Below are 15,880 nucleotides of genomic sequence, written 5' to 3'. Positions count from 1 at the left end.
GCAAAAGGTCAGGCCCTGGCCAGCTGACTTGGTGGACTGGGGCGCAGATCCGGTAACGCCGGCACTGGGCGGCCAAAGTAGTAGCCCTGCAGTGTGTCGCATCCCATCAGGCGCAGCATTTCGGCCTGGGATTCGGATTCGACGCCTTCTGCCGTTACTTCCATGTCCAGACTGCGGGCAAGAATGATAACGGCCGAGATGATGGCGATGCTTTCACCGCCGCGGCCGATTTCCGCTACGAAGGACTTGTCGATCTTGATCCGGTCGAACCGGTACTGCCGCAAATAGGACAGTGAGGAATAGCCGGTACCAAAGTCATCCAACGCAATGCGGACGCCAAGTGCCGACAATTCTGCCAGCGTGGTGGCCGTTGAACCGAAGTCCTGGATCAGCACGGATTCTGTGATCTCCAGGATCAACCGCTCTGGGGCAAGGCCCGACTCAGTCAATGCCTGGCGAACGGTCTCGACGAGGCCAGGGGCTGCGAACTGCAACGGCGACAGGTTGACGGCGATCTCGATGCCGCTGTCCGCCTCGACCGCCCGGCGGCAGGCCTCACGCAGCACCCAGGCGCCGATGGGAACGATGAGCCCCGCCTCCTCGGCGACCGGAATGAACAGGGACGGCGGAACGGTGCCAAAGCCGGGGTCATCCCACCGCAGAAGTGCCTCGCAGGAGACCACATCGCCCGACCGCGCAGACACGATCGGCTGGAAGGCGAGCGACAGTCCGCCCCGTTCCAGCGTATAGCGCAGCGCGGTTTCCAGCTCACGACGTTCGCGAACCTCGCGCTCCATCTCGACTTCGAAGAACAGTGCCTGACCGCGGCCGGCGCGCTTGGCGCGATAGAGCGCGATGTCGGCGACACGCATCAGTTCCTCGATTGTTTCGGCGTGCAGTGGTGCGCAGGCGATGCCGATCGTCGCGCCAATCGCATGGCCACCGTGTTCCGTCGTGATCGGCGTCTTGAGAATGTCGATCAGCTGCTGCGCCAGCGTCTCGCTCTCCTGGCGGCTGGCACAGGCATAAAGGACCGCAAACTCGTCCCCCCCGATCCGTGCAAGATCAGCACGGCCCTCGCAAACCTTGCGGAACCGTTGCGCGACCCGGTTCAGGATCTCATCCCCCACCGGATGGCCGCGCGTGTCGTTGATTGCCTTGAAGTTGTCGAGATCGACCATGAGAAGGCTGAGCGTGGTCCCATCGGCATAGATCTCGGCAATCGCATCCTGCGCCCGCGACAGCAACCAGTTGCGGTTACCGACGCCCGTCAGTGCGTCATGCTCGGCCATGTAGGTGACAAGATCCTGCGCGCGGCGCGACTCGGTAATGTCGGAGCCGACGCCGCGATAGCCCTTGAAGCGGCCGCGATCATCGAAGGCGGGCCGGCCGGTGAGCGCCCACCACCGGGCTTCACCCTGGATCTTCACGGGCACAGGGTGTTCCCGGAACGCCTGGCGGTGTTCCATGAGTTCAGCCAGCACCAGCCAGCCACCGGCAGTATCCTTCGCCCCACCGGACATCTCGCTGAGCCGCCGCCCCTGCAGGGCTTCCGGCGGCAGACCACAAACCTCGCCAAACCGGGTCGATGCACGCTGGAGCACACCGGCGGAATTGGTTTCCCAGAGCCAGTCGCTGGAGGACTGCTCGAAATCGTTGAGCAGCAGATGGATCACCTCACCGCGTTTGTGCAGCTCGGCCTCGACCATGAAGCGGGTCACGAACAGGCGTGCGTTCGACAGGATCGAACCCACCACGATGAGACAATAGGTTGCCAGCAGCACCAGGATCGACAGGGTGACTGACGTGCCCTCGGCGATCAAAGTCACCGCCGCTGAGGCCGAAATGATCGCGACCCAGGCGATTGCTGCAGCCGGAATGGTGGCAAGGACAAAGCCACCGGCGCAGATCATCCCGGTGGTGATGCAGGCGATCACCAGGAATTTGGACGGATCATCCGTCAACATCAGACCAACCGGGCCACAGGCCCAGAGGGCGGCCAGAATGCTGGCGTGCCAGGTCGCAGCTTTCAGCGCCCTCGGCGAGGCAGCGAGGATAGGCGTCGACAGGCTGCGCCACCAGGACCTCAGGCCAAACGACAGCACAATCAACACTGCGGCAGCCCACACCAGTGCCGCAACCAGCGGAATGGCACCGAGGAAGGCAAACAGCATGATGGCGAGGTTGAAGAGATTGGCAAAGAACGTATAGGGCGCAAGGCGCAAAATGGCCCCGACCTGGGCCGCATGCACCCGGCGTGTCAGCGTTTCATCTCCGGCCGAACCGCCAAAGGCAACCTGAAGCGCCTGTCGCTCCAGCACGCTCTCTGCATGTCCGGGCAGGCCCGGGTCCGGTACCAGGTTGCGCAAGCGGCGCAGAAGCCCGGCAACGTTCCTGCTTAAACTGACCATGCCATCCCGTCCCGACCGCGCCGTAACGCAGCCCCCTGGTTCCGCAATTTCCCCAAGGTCAGGTGTACGCCTGTGACATGAATCTCCGGTAAAGTGTCATGGCAAACAAACGTTAAGCCACTGCTGACGCGCGCTGGTCTCGCTGCGCGTCAACGGAAAGACGAGGCGTTAAAGACCGATTGCCGTGTCAGTTCGTGTCGCCGACTGCCATCTGCCACTGGCCTGCCTCGATGCGCGATGCAGCGATGACAGCCTGGGTCCGGCTTTCAACACCCAGTTTCTGCAGGATGGCCGAAACATGGGCTTTGACGGTGGCTTCCGAGACGGACAGCTCATAGGCAATCTGCTTGTTCAGCAGGCCTTCGGACAACATCATCAGAACGCGGACCTGCTGCGGCGTGAGTGTCGCCAGGCGACGCACGACGTCGGCACTCTCGTCCGGCGTTGCAACATCGACGTCAGGCGGCGTCCAGACCCCGCCGTCCATGACAATTCCGATGGCATCGCGAATGACATCGATGCCACGCGACTTCGGGATAAAGCCCGACGCACCGAACTCGATGCTGCGGCGGATCGCGCCAGCTTCCTCATTGGCAGACACGATCACCACTGGGACCGCCGGATACTGAGCGCGCAAGTACATCAATCCCGAAAAGCCGCGCATGCCGGGCATGGTCAGATCGAGCAGGACCAGGTCAACGTCGCCGACACTTTCGAGGCGCCCCGTCACATCCTCCAGCGCGCCCGCTTCGATGATTTCAGCACCCGGGTACTGCATTTCGAGCGTCTGGCGCAGCGCACCGCGAAACAGCGGATGGTCATCCGCGATGATGAACTGATAGCTGGTATCTGCCAAAACCCTCTGCCCCCTTTTGTGGCCTTCCGCCGGGCCATTCCATCGCCGGCTTTGCGTTCGGCGTGCGGGACTGCAGACGTTGCTGCATCCGCCCATCACCCCGAGACCTTATGTCAAAGGCCCATCTCCATCTACGATCCGCGTTGCAACGCGCCTTCCGTTCAAACCTGACGAACGGAAGCGCACCTTGGCGACGCCAAACCGCAGCGAGACTGTGATCTGCCTTGCGGCGTTCCTCCCTGAACCACAATCCGCGCGGATTATGTTGGCAGCTTGTCGCCAGCGCAAGCCTTAGACACCGGATCGACGTCAGCTGTCCGTTCGAAGATCTTGGAATGTGCATTTGAGCAGCTTGGCAGCCCAGCGGCAAGGAACTAGCCTTGCAGACACTGCGTTATTTGCGAGGCTGCATGCTCACGATTGACCCCGCCATCTTCGATCCTGCCGCCATTGCCGAGGAAACGCGGTCCTTCAATCAGGATCTTGCATCTCGTCTGTCGGCCTTGCCGGATCAGTGGAGTTTCCCCCCACAGGTCGTCCGCGAACGGCGTGAACAGGGGCTCGGCCCCTTTCCGCCGCCGTTGCGCAGCGCCCGCGCCCGGACACACGTCATCGAGGGACGGCACGGGCCGGTGACCTTGCGGATCATCGAGCCGAAGGCGATCCCGACCGGGGCTTTCCTGCACATCCATGGCGGCGGCTGGACATTTGGTGGCGCCGACATGCAAGACGAGCGGCTCGTGGAGCTGGCGGACCGCACCGGGCTGATCGCTGTGTCAGTCGACTATCGCCTGGCACCGGAGCATCCCTACCCTTGCGGGCCTGATGATTGTGAAGCTGCAGCCCTTTGGCTGGCTGGACCCGGACGGCACAGTCTTGGCGTGTCAAAGCTGGCGATTGGCGGCGACAGCGCCGGGGCCAATCTTGCGGCCGCCACTCTCATCCGGCTGCGCGACCGTCATGGGCTGCGGGCGTTTCATGCGGCCGTCTTCATCGCAGGTTGCTTCGATCTTCGGCTCACGCCCAGCGCCCGGGCCTGGGGATCAGAAAAGCTGGTGCTGAACACGCGCGATATCGAGATGTTCGTCCGCCATTATCTGGCGCATGGGCATGACGCAGCCTTGCCTGATGTATCGCCATTGCTCGCTGACCTGAGCGATTTGCCGTCCGCGCATTTTGTCGTCGGCACCCGTGACCCACTGCTGGATGACACGATTTTTATGGCAGGTCGCTGGGTCGCTGCAGGAAATCCCGCGGAAATGCGTCTGTTTCCCGGCGGATGTCATGTTTTTCAGAATTTCGGCCTCGGTATTTCATTAGAAAGCAATATTCTCATTGATAATTTTCTCAGGGTAAGTATGCAGTGAATCCGGCCAAGCCGGTAGATGGTTTGGTGTCTTTCTATTTGTCTGCACAAGAGATGGAACCGTCCGGACCATGCCTGCCCAAGAAACGCTGCTGTCATTCGTCAACACCTGGGAGTGTGACGATAACGATCACCTCAACGTGCAGTTTTATTTTGCTCGCTTTGAGGAATCAGAGAGGCAGTTTCGTCTGTTAACAGGCTTCAGTGAATCGCTTGTTGGTGCAAGACGTGTCCGTCATGTCAGGTTTCATCAGGAAGCGCGCGGCGGAACACTGCTGCATGTCAGTGCCGGGGTCTGTTTTGACGGACCGCATATTCTGTCAGTGCTGCACGAGATCCGCGATCACACGGACGGATCGCTGATTGCGACAGCCGTTGATGGCTACAGCCCCGCGATCGAGGCCGCCAGGACGCTTCGCAATCGTTTCAAGGACAGCCAGGAGCAGATGACGACGGAGGCCACACCGCGCGGCTTGCCGGCAACGCCGGCTTCCCTGCGGACGACGCTCGATGCGACCCTGAGCGCAGGCGCAACGATCACGCATCGTGCGACAGTGCTGTCGCGGCACCTGGGCGCTGATGGGCGCGCGGACGACGGCTTTGCCATGGGATGCTTTACGGAAGCGGCCCCCTTCGTTTGGGAGCGCACACCGCTTAACCGCTCTGTTCTATCCGCGCGCAATGCAGGACGGGTTGCGGTGGAAATGAAACTGTCCTGGGCAGGCCCTGTAAAGGCCGGGGACAGCGTCGTTGTTGCCAGCGGAATCACTGGCTGCCAGGCGAACACCTTTTCCATGCGGCATCACATGTATGAAGCACGAACCGGCCGACCTGTCGCGCTGTGCGATTCCGTTGTGCTTCCGATGAGCCACGAGACACGGACGGCTATCGGGCTGTCGGCTGATGAACGAGAAACGATCCTGCGCCTGAAAATGGACTGAACCGCCAGTATATCCGGTCACAGCTTACTGGCGGCTGGTGCCGTTCATGTCCTGCTGAAATTCGCGCATGAGGCCAAAGAAGCGGCGCATCGCCATTTCGGTGACACCAAGGACTTCTTCTAGCTCCTTTTCGTCCTTTTCGGACAGGCGTGGAGCCTGTTGCGTTTCGGTCTTGGGCGCTTCGACGCGCGGGGCGCCTGTCTCCGGCTGCGAAAGCAGCGGAGCGGCAGAGCCGCCGTTCTGCTTCTCCGCGCCACTGCCAGCCCCGCCAGTGGATGCCAGCCGCGCCTTCAGCTCGGTGACCTCGGCTGAGAGGCGCTCGATCTCGGACAGATAGGCCAGTTCTGCGTCCGGCGCCGGGGTGCAGCGCCAGACATCATTCAGCTTCTTGCAGACGCTGATGTCACCAAGGCGGCGATCGAGACGAAGGTATTCGCCCTCGACCTCGATCAGGGCGAAGCGCTGCGGGTCGTCACCCGTCACCAGCGAAGGCTTCTTGAGCGCCTGCCCTTCTGCGGCCGCGCTGCTCAGGCAAATCATCACGCCAAGCAGGGCAGCGCCGCTTCGCAAACCAAGCTGCCGTTCGCCGAATGCCCGAAGGCTGAACTGTGCCATCGCCAAAAATCTCCCGCTGCGATCAAGCCCGCTGCAAGACGCGCCTTACGTGTCAGCATAGAGCCTAGCGATGGTCTATGTCGAAAGGACGGCAGGAATTACACAGGCTTGTAGGCCTCGCGCCGGCTTTCGAGGGCATCGCTCAGGAGATCAAGCCGGTCCTGGCCCCAGAACGGTTCCCCTTGCAGCACGTAGCAGGGCGAGCCGATGACACCCAGTTCAATGGCCCGGGCCTGGTTCGCGGCATACGCAGCCTTGATCTCGGCGCTTTCCGCATCTGCCAGCATGCGTGCACCATCTGCCCCAAGTGACGTGGCAATGGCTTCGAGGCTCGCCCGGTCATTGAGATCGCCCTCTTGCGCCCAGAGGTGACGGAACAGACGGTCCGAGAAGTCAGCAACCGGCCCACCCGCCTTCAAGATCGCAAGCGCGCAACAGTCGGCAAGCGTCGGATCGGCGGGGAAATGCCGCGGGTGGATCGTCAGCGGAAGATTGCGCTTGTCCCGCCACCGCTGCAGCTCGATGAGGCGATAGGACTGACGAACCGGATGGCGTTTTGCCAAAGGCATGCCGCCGGACGCATCGAACACGCCGCCAAGATTCACCGGGCGGAACTCGACGGTCATCCCGTGGCGTGCAGCCAGGTCGATAAACAGTGCGTGGCCCATGTAGGCCCAGGGCGAAACATGCGTGTAGAAATACTCGATTGTCCCGGTCATGCGAAAACCCCTCAACAAACCTGCGCCGCGGCCGGCGAGCGACAATGGCCGAGAAATCAGGTCACAGGCAAGTCACGCGCGCGTGGCCGAGAGCAGTGCCTCCAGAGACTCGATCCGGTCCGCCTCGGCCGGTGTCTTGTCCCAGCGCAAACGGGACACTCTGGGAAACCGCATCGCAAGGCCGGACTTGTGCCGGCTGGAGCGATTGAGCCCCTCAAAGGCAACCTCAAGCACCAGACCCTTGTCGGGCAGGCGCGCGACCTCGCGGACAGGACCAAACCGGCCAACGGTATTGGCGCGGATGAAACGGTCGATCAGGATCAGCTCCTCGTCGGTGAAGCCGAAATAGGCCTTGCCAACCGGCACAAGCTCCGCCCCGAGCCAGACACCAAACGTATAGTCCGAGTAATAGGACGAGCGCTTGCCGTGGCCACGCTGCGCGTACATCAGCACGGCATCGATCAGGAATGGATCGCGCTTCCACTTGAACCATTCGCCTTTCGGCCGTCCGGCAACATAGGGTGCGGCAGCCCGCTTCAGCATCACGCCTTCGACGGCCGCGGCATCCGCAGGCTGCAAGCGTGACGAGGGTTCGGACCGGGCGGAGGCAAGCCCCGGCCAGTCGGCGAAGGTGATCAGCGGCGACAGATCAATGCGCGGCGATTGCAACCGCCTGACCAGCGCTTCCAGTCTTTCACGGCGCTGCAGAAAGCTGAGCGGCCGCAAGTCAAGGCCATCCTCGGCCAGAAGGTCATAGGCACGGATGGCCACGGGCAAAGCCTGTATCAGCTTGGCGTCTGCCGTCTTGCGATTGAGCCGGCGCTGCAGTTCGGAGAAAGGCTGGACCTCGCCATCGCGCACCACCAGCAGCTCACCGTCGATGGCACCATCGAAGCGCAGGTCCTCGAGAAGATCGGGAAAGGCAGCCGTGATGTCGTCGCCCGACCTGGAATAGAGACGTCGATGGAGGGTTTCGCCATCGCGGCCCGCCGCCGCCTGAACACGGATGCCATCCCACTTCCATTCTGCGACGAAATCAGAGGCCGCCAACTGGTCGAAGTCCTTCGCCTCGTCCAGCGGATGGGCCAGCATGGGCGGGCGGAATGGCGCCGGATCCCGGCTCTCCGGCTTGCCCGCGCGCCCCTCGATCCAGGCAAATAACTGCAGATACGGGGCTTTCAGCGTGTTCCAGACGTCCTCGATCTCATCGACCGGGACACTGCCAAGGCGAGCCAGCGCCGTTTTGGCAAGGCGAGCCGAAACACCAACGCGCAGACCACCGGTGACGAGCTTGAGCAAGGCCCAGCGACCGGTCTCGTCGAGCGCATCCAGCCATTCCGCGATCAAGCGGGGCGCATCTGAGCGGCTGGCGCGGGCAAGCGCCTCCACGACCGCGGCCAGCCGCAAGTCAGCATCTGCCTCTCGTGGCGGGGCTGGCCACATCAGGGCGATCGTTTCGGAGAGGTCGCCAACAAAGTCATAGGACAGGGCGAAAAGCACCGGGTCACTGCGCTCGCCGATCAAGGCCTTCAGCAAGGCGGGCTTGGCAGCGCGGAAATCCAGCGTGCCCGTAATGGCGGCCAGCGCGTAGCCCCTGTCCGGATCGGGTGTGCGGGTGAAATAGTCAACCAGCAACGCTTCCCGCGCATTGCGGGACGTTTCAAAGGCAAGGCTGTCGAGCAGGCGGGCGAAGGCTTTCATGGTCCTATCTTAAGGCGCAAAGCCGGTGCGGGAAGGCCTGTTTGAGCCAATCGCAAGGAAAGACGCAGCTATGTCCGCTCTTTGGTGGACGGCGGGCCGAGTTTGACGTATAGGAGCACTTGAAAAATCTGGCCGGCCCTTGCGGCGATCTTCCCGCACGCCCGCCCCCTTCACGAAAGACACGCATGATCGACACGAACGCCGTCGCCCCGGCGCTGGCCGCCGCTTTGGCGAAGCGCGGCTACTCCAGCCTCACCCCTGTTCAGGAAACAATCCTGTCCGAGGCTCCTGCCGAGGCTGACCTGCTGGTCTCCGCACAGACCGGCTCCGGCAAGACGGTGGCCTTTGGCCTCGCCCTCGCCCCAACCCTTCTCGGCGATGAAAACAGGCTGCCGCAGGCTGGCCTTCCGCTGGCCCTGGCCATTGCCCCGACCCGCGAACTGGCGCTGCAGGTCAAGGCCGAGCTGACCTGGCTTTACGAAGAAGCCGGCGCGCACACGGCGTCCTGCGTTGGCGGCATGGACCCGCGCGCTGAACGCCGCACACTGGAGCGCGGTGCGCATATCGTGGTCGGAACGCCGGGCCGCCTGCGTGACCATATCGAACGCGGTGCGCTCGATCTGTCTGCCATCCGGGCCATCGTGCTCGACGAGGCGGACGAGATGCTGGATCTCGGCTTCCGTGAAGACCTCGAGTTCATCCTCGATGCCGCACCGCAAGACCGGCGCACGCTGATGTTCTCGGCCACGGTGCCGAAGCCGATCGCAGACCTGGCGCAGCGCTACCAGCGCAACGCCGTGCGTCTGACCACCATCAACGCCCGTGAGCAGCATGTCGACATCGACTATGTCGCCATGCCGGTGGTGCCGAACGAGCGCGAGAACGCCATCATCAACGTGCTGCGCTTCCACGAGGCCCAGAAGGCCATCGTGTTCTGCGCCACCCGTGAGGCCGTTAACCGCCTGACCTCGCGCCTTGGCAACCGCGGCTTCTCCGTTGCGGCCCTCTCCGGCGAACTGAGCCAGGCTGAGCGCAGCCATGCGCTGCAGGCCATGCGTGACGGGCGCGCCCGTGTTTGCGTGGCAACCGACGTTGCCGCACGCGGCATCGACCTTCCGAACCTGGATCTGGTCATCCATGCCGACATGCCGACCGGCAAGGCTGCCCTGCTGCACCGGTCTGGCCGGACGGGCCGCGCCGGGCGCAAGGGAACGAGCGTCGTCATCGTTCCCTTCTCGCGCCGCCGGACCGCCGAACGTCTGCTGCAGACCGCCGGCGTCAAGGCCGAGTGGCGCGAGGCACCGTCGGCCAACGCCATCCGCGCTCAGGACAAGGCTCGCCTGCTGGCGGATCCGGTCCTGGCCGAGGCCGCCGAGGAAGAAGATCTGGAGATCGCACGCGAACTGATGCAGGCGCATGGCGCCGAGCGGATCGCAGCCGCGTTCGTTCGCCTCTACCAGTCGCGTCTGCCGGCTCCTGAAGAGCTGACGGAAGATTCCTTTGAAGCGCGCGGTGGTCGTGGCGAGCGTGGGGAACGCGGTGAGCGCTTCCAGCGCGACGATGACTTTGGCGGCGCACGTTCCCAGGAGCTGCGCAACAAGTTCGAGGACGGCATCTGGTTCCGCCTGTCGCTTGGCCACAAGCACCGCGCGGACCCGCGCTGGCTGCTGCCGATGATCTGCCGCGCCGGCCATGTGACGAAGAAGGAAGTCGGTGCCATCAAGATTGGCGGCACGGAAACCCTGTTCGAGATCGCCGGCAACCACGCTGAGAAATACGCCGAAGTCATTCGGCGTGATGGTTCGGGCGAGCGCGGCGTCACCATCGAGGTGACCGACATGCGTGCTGGCCAGGTTCCCGCATTCCGCGACTCCGGCCGTGATGGCGGCGACGGCCGCAGCCGCTATGAGAACGCCCGTGAACGTAACGGCGACCGTGGCGGTCGCGGTGGTTTCGGGGGTGGCTTTGGTGGCGGGGCCGGTGGTCCTGGCAAGCCGGCCAAGCGCCGTCGCTTTGACGACGACGAGCCGCGGCCGACGCATCCCGCATTCACGCCGATGGACGAGGCTCCGCTGGCCCGCGGCCCGAAGCGCGCCAAGTCCGGACCGGACGGTGACTTTGCCCCGCGCAAGAACAAGCCTGCCTTCAAGGAGGGCGGCTTCAAGGAAGGCGGCTTCAAGAAGCCGGGCAAGGATGGCCCTGCTCCGAAGAAGAAGCCGAAGAAGCGGGACGCCTGAGGCAACCGTTCACATCTGAAATCGAATGCCCGGCCTGTGTGCCGGGCATTTCTTTTTCCGCTGCGATGAACGGGTCTGCGGCCCTACTGCTCGTTGACGATCATGGCGATCCGCCAGTCATCGCCATCGAAGATCAGCTGGTAGTGGCAGGTGAATTCGAAGACATTCTCGCCGTCCGCGCTTTCCTGACGCCAGTCGAGGGTGACGAGTGCGGTGTTGCCGGAGATATGGGCCGAGACAACCTCGAACTCGGAGAAGGAGATGTCCTCCTTGTCCAGCGCCTCCAGCAGGGCTTCGATGTTCTCAGCGAGGTCTTCCTCGTCGTCGAACACATAGCCCTTGTCCATCTGCCAGATGGTGGCGGGCAGACAGAAGCAGTCGATCAGCGCATCGGCGTCAGCGTCGTTGAAGCCCGCGAGATAATCCTCGAACAGACCTGCAATACCGGCCTCGAGGGCGGTTGGCTCGTCGCCGGCGGGATCGTGGGAGCGGTCGTCTGCCATGTCTTCAGTCCTGGGCTCTGGTCCTGTGCAAGGTCATTGCCGGAACTGGCGCGCCGGGCTGGCGGACGTGGCCGGCAAGGCCAGGGAAGGACAGGCGCCGGAACCCGGCACGCCCGGTCATTCAGCGGACGCAGTGTCGGGGGCCGGAGAAGAATCAGCCTCTTCCTCCCCATATCCGATCATATGGAGAGGGCGTGCATTGCGTCCAACGGTTTTGCACCAGTGACAGAGGGCCTCCTCAGCTCCGTGGGTCACCCAGATGTCGGAGGCACCGGTTTCCTCGACCGTCCGGCAGAGGTCCGGCCAGTCGACGTGATCGGAGATGATGAGTGGCAGCGCGGCGCCGCGCTGCCGGGCCCGCGCCCGAACGCGCATCCAGCCTGAGGCAACCGCCGTCACCGGATCGGCAAAGCGCCGGGCCCAGCGGCCGGCCAGATCTCCCGGCGGGCAGATGACGATTTCGCCTGCCAGCTCCTTGCCGCGTCCGCCGACCGGTTCGACCGGACCGAGCGCCTGGCCTTGCCCCATGTAATAGGCGGTGACTTTTTCCAGAGCGCCATGCAGATAGACGGTGCGTTCGTATCCAGCAGCCCGTAACTCGGCCAGAAGCCGTTGCGCCTTGCCGAGCGAATAGGCCCCGACGAGGTGGGTGCGTCCCGGAAACAGCGCGCGCGACGCCAGCAGCCGCGCAATCTCTCCTGCAATGGGCGGGTGCCGGAACACGGGTAGGCCGAATGTTGCCTCGGTGACGAAGGTGTCGCACTGCACCAGCTCGAAAGGCGCGCAGGTTGGATCCGCCTGACGCTTGTAGTCGCCTGAGACAACGGCCCGCTCGCCACCGGCTTCCAGCACCACCTGCGCCGAGCCAAGCACGTGGCCGGCAGGCGCGAGCCACAAGCGGATGCCGTCAATCATCAGAGTAGTCCCATAGGCGAGCGCCTGACGGGAGCCGGCGAAGGCATCGCCCAGACGCAGGGCCATGATGTCGAGGGTCTCACGCGTTGCGAGGACAGCACCATGGCCTGCGCGCGCATGATCGGAATGCGCGTGGGTGATGACCGCACGGGGAACCGGCCGTACCGGGTCGATGTGAAGGGCGGCCGCCGGGCAATAGAGGCCCTCCGGCGTCAGGGTGAGCAGACTGGACATGGCCGAAGGATAGGGTGCCCGGCGAGATTTACCAGTGCAACGGTTGACCGGGCTCGGGCCGGTTTGCCCCTACCCTTTCGTGGCCGCCGCGCCTACATTCGCCGGCCATGACCGAGCTGTCCCATTCCGCGCTGCTGCCTGACCGATTCCACGCATGGTTCAAGATGCGCGGCTGGAGCCCGCGTGCGCATCAGCTGGCCCTCATCGATCAGCTGGGGCGCGGGTCCTCCACGCTGCTGATCGCCCCAACCGGCGCCGGCAAGACGCTCGCCGGTTTCCTGCCGAGCCTGATCGAGATCTCGGGCGCCGCCCGGCGGAAACCGGGATCGGCCAAGGGGGCCGAGCGGTCCGGCGTGCATACGCTGTACATCTCGCCGTTGAAGGCTCTGGCTGTCGACATTGCCCGCAACCTCGAAGCCCCGGTGGCCGAGATGAACCTGGCGGTGCAGATTGAAACGCGCACGGGCGACACGCCCGCGCACAAGCGCCAGCGGCAGAAACTCGTGCCTCCGGACATCCTGCTGACCACTCCCGAGCAGATTGCCCTGCTTTTGTCCGACGCGGCGGGAATGGCCATGCTGTCCGGGGTCCGGACCGTGATCCTCGACGAATTGCATGCGCTGGTCACGTCGAAGCGCGGCGACCTGCTGGCGCTTGGGCTGGCGCGGCTGCGGCAATTTTCGCCGGACGTGCGCATGGTGGGCCTGTCTGCGACTGTTGCCGAACCGGATGACCTTCGCGCCTTTCTCATGCCGCAAACCAACCCGGATGAGCGCCGCCTGAGCGAGGTCGTGACCGTCACTGGCGGAGCCGCGCCAGATATCCGCATCCTGGAGTCGGCCGAACGCGTGCCCTGGTCCGGGCATTCCGCGCGCTATGCGCTGGATGACATCTACAAGCAGATCCTTGAGCACAAGGTCTCGCTGATCTTCGTCAACACGCGGTCGCAGGCCGAGATGATTTTCCAGGACCTCTGGAAGATCAACACCGAAACCCTGCCCATCGCCCTGCATCATGGCTCGCTGGATGTCGGACAGCGGCGCAAGGTGGAAGCGGCCATGTCGGCCGGGCAGCTCCGGGCCATCGTTGCAACCTCGTCGCTCGACATGGGCATCGATTGGGGCGACGTGGATCTGGTCATCAATGTCGGCGCACCGAAAGGGGCAAGCCGGCTTGCCCAGCGGATCGGCCGCGCCAATCACCGCATGGATGAACCTTCGAAGGCGGTGCTGGTGCCGGCCAACCGGTTTGAGGTGCTGGAATGCCGCGCCGCGCTGGAAGCCTCGCTGACGGGCGGGCAGGACACGCCCGCGCTGCGACGGGGTGCGCTCGACGTGCTGGCGCAGCACGTGCTCGGCGTTGCCTGCGCGGCTCCCTTCGATGCGGACATGCTGTTCAGCGAGATCAGGGCCTGCGAGACCTATCGCCATCTGGACCGCGCCACCTTCGACAAGGTGGTCGACTTCGTCGCCACGGGCGGCTACGCGCTAAAAACCTATGACCGCTATGCCAAGCTGAAGCGCGGGCCTGACGGGCTTTGGCGCATCGCCAATCCCAAGGTCGCGCAGCAGTACCGGCTCAATGTCGGCACCATTGTCGAGGCGCCGATGCTGAAGGTGCGACTGGTGCGCAGCAAGGCGGAGGGGCGCAAGACGCCGCTCGGACGTGGCGGACGGGTGCTGGGCGAGATCGAGGAATGGTTCGTCGAACAGCTGACGCCAGGCGACACGTTCCTGTTTGCCGGCGAGATCCTGCGCTTCGAGACGATCCTTGAAAACGAGGCCTATGTCTCGCGGGCAAGATCGACAAGCCCGATGATCCCCTCCTACCAAGGCGGCAAGTTTCCGCTGTCGACCTATCTGGCAGATGGCGTGCGCCGGCTGATCGCCGATCCCGCGCACTGGCCGCATCTGCCGGGCCAGGTGCGCGACTGGCTGGAACTGCAACGCCTGAAATCCGTCTTGCCCCGCCGCGATGGCTTGCTGGTTGAGACGTTTCCTCGCTCCGACAAGCATTATCTGGTCTGCTACCCGTTCGAGGGCCGACTGGCGCACCAGACGCTCGGCATGCTTTTGACGCGGCGGCTGGAACGCCTGGGGGCGCGGCCGATGGGGTTTGTCGCCAATGACTATGCCCTCTCGATCTGGTGCCTCAGCGACCTGTCCCAGATGATCGGGGCCGGTCGGCTGTCCCTGGATGCGCTCTTCGAGGAAGATATTCTGGGCGACGACCTCGACGCCTGGCTTGCCGAATCCAGCCTGATGAAGCGGACGTTCAGGACCTGCGCTGTCATCGCCGGTCTGATCGAGCGGCGGCATCCGGGGCAGGAGAAAAACGGACGGCAGATCACGGTGTCCTCCGACCTGATCTATGACGTTCTGCGCCAGCATGAGCCGGATCATATCCTGCTCAGGGCAACCTGGAACGATGCCGCAGAAGGACTTCTGGATATCTCAAGACTTGGTGAACTTCTGGCAAGGATCAGAGGTCGAATCACGCATACTCGCCTCGACCGCGTTTCCCCCCTTGCTGTTCCTGTTCTCCTGGAAATCGGGCGCGAGCCGGTCTATGGCGAGGCCCAGGATGCTATCCTGGCCGAGGCGGCGGATGACCTGATCGAGGAGGCCATGGCATGACGGCGCTGAGGAATGCGGGACAGTTCCGGCGGATCGCTCCGGTTTGCCACGATATCGCGGTGGGCGGACAGCTTCTCGGGCTGCATGACAGCGGTGTTGTCTGGTGGGCAGAGCAGCAGACGCTGATCGTCGCTGACCTGCATCTGGAAAAGGGATCCTCCTATGCCCGCCGGGGTGTGATGCTGCCGCCCTACGATACGGCCGCCACACTCGAACGCCTTGCCATGGTGATCGATGCCTTCGACCCGGCCCGCGTCATTGCGCTTGGCGACAGCTTTCATGATGCCGAGGGCTCGGACAGGTTGCCGGCCCCCTATCGCGCCTTCCTCACGACGCTGCAGCTCAACCGCGAATGGATCTGGGTAACGGGCAACCATGACCCGGTCGCACCCGTGCGCCTCTGCGGTGAATGCGTCGACGAGCTGACGCTTGGCAGCTTTACCTTCCGGCATGAGCCGCGCCCGGGAGCCCAGCCCGGCGAGGTCTGCGGCCATCTCCATCCGGCTGCAAAGGTGCGCCGCTACGGCCGCTCGATCCGCCGCCCCTGCTTTGCGACCGACAGCAACCGGCTCATCCTGCCGGCCTTCGGTGCCCTGACTGGCGGTCTCAATGTGATGGACGCTGCCTTTGCGGAGTTGTTCCCGCCCCGCGGCTTCTCCGCCTTCATGCTTGGCGCGGACCGGCTGTACCCGTTCACGGCGTCAAAGCTCGTCGCTGACTGATCCCTTCATACCAAGGCGCTGGAC

The 15,880-nt window shown here is 63.9% G+C and carries 12 protein-coding genes; 5 read left to right on the top strand and 7 right to left on the bottom strand.

The window, feature by feature from the left end:
* Positions 1 to 8: 8 nt before the first annotated feature.
* Together OVA12_RS19605 and OVA12_RS19600 are read right to left on the bottom strand one after the other, a co-directional pair.
* Entirely contained in the window at positions 9 to 2,411 is a 2,403-nt protein-coding gene (locus tag OVA12_RS19605; RefSeq protein ID WP_268140305.1) for a putative bifunctional diguanylate cyclase/phosphodiesterase, read from the bottom strand.
* Between the two features lie 187 nt (positions 2,412 to 2,598).
* Positions 2,599 to 3,267 carry a response regulator gene (locus OVA12_RS19600; RefSeq protein ID WP_268140303.1) on the bottom strand — a complete coding sequence of 223 codons (669 nt, stop codon included), beginning with the start codon at positions 3,265 to 3,267 and terminating at the stop codon, positions 2,599 to 2,601.
* A 410-nt stretch (positions 3,268 to 3,677) separates the two neighbouring features.
* Between OVA12_RS19600 and OVA12_RS19595 the strand changes: the two genes are divergently transcribed.
* Both OVA12_RS19595 and OVA12_RS19590 read left to right on the top strand, forming a co-directional pair.
* Complete coding sequence (locus OVA12_RS19595) at positions 3,678 to 4,634, top strand: alpha/beta hydrolase (protein ID WP_442793899.1); 957 nt, start codon at positions 3,678 to 3,680, stop codon at positions 4,632 to 4,634.
* A gap of 70 nt (positions 4,635 to 4,704) precedes the next feature.
* On the top strand, positions 4,705 to 5,574 hold the full coding sequence (locus tag OVA12_RS19590) for a thioesterase family protein (protein ID WP_268140300.1): 870 nt from the start codon (positions 4,705 to 4,707) through the stop codon (positions 5,572 to 5,574).
* Between the two features lie 24 nt (positions 5,575 to 5,598).
* Here OVA12_RS19590 and OVA12_RS19585 read toward each other — a convergent pair whose 3' ends face one another.
* From OVA12_RS19585 to OVA12_RS19575, 3 genes are all read right to left on the bottom strand, one after another.
* Positions 5,599 to 6,189, bottom strand: a complete 591-nt coding sequence (locus tag OVA12_RS19585; RefSeq protein WP_268140297.1) for a hypothetical protein — start codon at positions 6,187 to 6,189, stop codon at positions 5,599 to 5,601.
* Between the two features lie 98 nt (positions 6,190 to 6,287).
* Complete coding sequence (locus tag OVA12_RS19580; protein WP_268140295.1) at positions 6,288 to 6,908, bottom strand: 2-hydroxychromene-2-carboxylate isomerase; 621 nt, start codon at positions 6,906 to 6,908, stop codon at positions 6,288 to 6,290.
* Positions 6,909 to 6,980: 72 nt separating this feature from the next.
* Positions 6,981 to 8,609, bottom strand: a complete 1,629-nt coding sequence (locus OVA12_RS19575; RefSeq protein ID WP_268140292.1) for a cisplatin damage response ATP-dependent DNA ligase — start codon at positions 8,607 to 8,609, stop codon at positions 6,981 to 6,983.
* Positions 8,610 to 8,794: 185 nt separating this feature from the next.
* On the opposite strand from OVA12_RS19575, the gene OVA12_RS19570 reads away from it, so the two are divergent.
* Complete coding sequence (locus OVA12_RS19570; protein WP_268140290.1) at positions 8,795 to 10,846, top strand: DEAD/DEAH box helicase; 2,052 nt, start codon at positions 8,795 to 8,797, stop codon at positions 10,844 to 10,846.
* 83 nt (positions 10,847 to 10,929) lie between these two features.
* Here OVA12_RS19570 and OVA12_RS19565 read toward each other — a convergent pair whose 3' ends face one another.
* Both OVA12_RS19565 and OVA12_RS19560 read right to left on the bottom strand, forming a co-directional pair.
* Positions 10,930 to 11,349, bottom strand: coding sequence for a nuclear transport factor 2 family protein (locus OVA12_RS19565; RefSeq protein ID WP_268140288.1), 420 nt, complete (start codon positions 11,347 to 11,349; stop codon positions 10,930 to 10,932).
* Between the two features lie 117 nt (positions 11,350 to 11,466).
* Positions 11,467 to 12,498 carry a ligase-associated DNA damage response exonuclease gene (locus OVA12_RS19560; RefSeq protein ID WP_268140286.1) on the bottom strand — a complete coding sequence of 344 codons (1,032 nt, stop codon included), beginning with the start codon at positions 12,496 to 12,498 and terminating at the stop codon, positions 11,467 to 11,469.
* 107 nt (positions 12,499 to 12,605) lie between these two features.
* Between OVA12_RS19560 and OVA12_RS19555 the strand changes: the two genes are divergently transcribed.
* Both OVA12_RS19555 and pdeM read left to right on the top strand, forming a co-directional pair.
* A complete protein-coding gene (locus tag OVA12_RS19555; protein WP_268140284.1) occupies positions 12,606 to 15,134 on the top strand; it encodes a ligase-associated DNA damage response DEXH box helicase in 2,529 nt (842 codons plus the stop codon).
* A complete protein-coding gene (gene pdeM / locus OVA12_RS19550; RefSeq protein WP_268140282.1) occupies positions 15,131 to 15,856 on the top strand; it encodes a ligase-associated DNA damage response endonuclease PdeM in 726 nt (241 codons plus the stop codon). Before OVA12_RS19555 ends, pdeM begins: the two co-directional genes overlap by 4 nt.
* The last annotated feature ends 24 nt before the right edge of the window (positions 15,857 to 15,880 follow it).

It is taken from the genome of Pannonibacter sp. SL95, from assembly GCF_026672425.1.
Lineage (GTDB): Bacteria > Pseudomonadota > Alphaproteobacteria > Rhizobiales > Stappiaceae > Pannonibacter.
Note: the sequence above shows the minus strand (reverse complement) of the source record. Positions and strands in the feature narration are given on the sequence as shown.

Bases quoted from the DNA above. Each gene is read 5' to 3' on its own strand.
- OVA12_RS19605 (WP_268140305.1), bottom strand. From the start codon at position 2,411: ATGGTCAGTTTAAGCAGGAACGTTGCCGGGCTTCTGCGCCGCTTGCGC.
- OVA12_RS19595 (WP_442793899.1), top strand. From the start codon at position 3,678: ATGCTCACGATTGACCCCGCCATCTTCGATCCTGCCGCCATTGCCGAG.
- OVA12_RS19590 (WP_268140300.1), top strand. From the start codon at position 4,705: ATGCCTGCCCAAGAAACGCTGCTGTCATTCGTCAACACCTGGGAGTGT.
- OVA12_RS19585 (WP_268140297.1), bottom strand. From the start codon at position 6,189: ATGGCACAGTTCAGCCTTCGGGCATTCGGCGAACGGCAGCTTGGTTTG.
- OVA12_RS19580 (WP_268140295.1), bottom strand. From the start codon at position 6,908: ATGACCGGGACAATCGAGTATTTCTACACGCATGTTTCGCCCTGGGCC.
- OVA12_RS19575 (WP_268140292.1), bottom strand. From the start codon at position 8,609: ATGAAAGCCTTCGCCCGCCTGCTCGACAGCCTTGCCTTTGAAACGTCC.
- OVA12_RS19570 (WP_268140290.1), top strand. From the start codon at position 8,795: ATGATCGACACGAACGCCGTCGCCCCGGCGCTGGCCGCCGCTTTGGCG.
- OVA12_RS19565 (WP_268140288.1), bottom strand. From the start codon at position 11,349: ATGGCAGACGACCGCTCCCACGATCCCGCCGGCGACGAGCCAACCGCC.
- OVA12_RS19560 (WP_268140286.1), bottom strand. From the start codon at position 12,498: ATGTCCAGTCTGCTCACCCTGACGCCGGAGGGCCTCTATTGCCCGGCG.
- OVA12_RS19555 (WP_268140284.1), top strand. From the start codon at position 12,606: ATGACCGAGCTGTCCCATTCCGCGCTGCTGCCTGACCGATTCCACGCA.
- pdeM (WP_268140282.1), top strand. From the start codon at position 15,131: ATGACGGCGCTGAGGAATGCGGGACAGTTCCGGCGGATCGCTCCGGTT.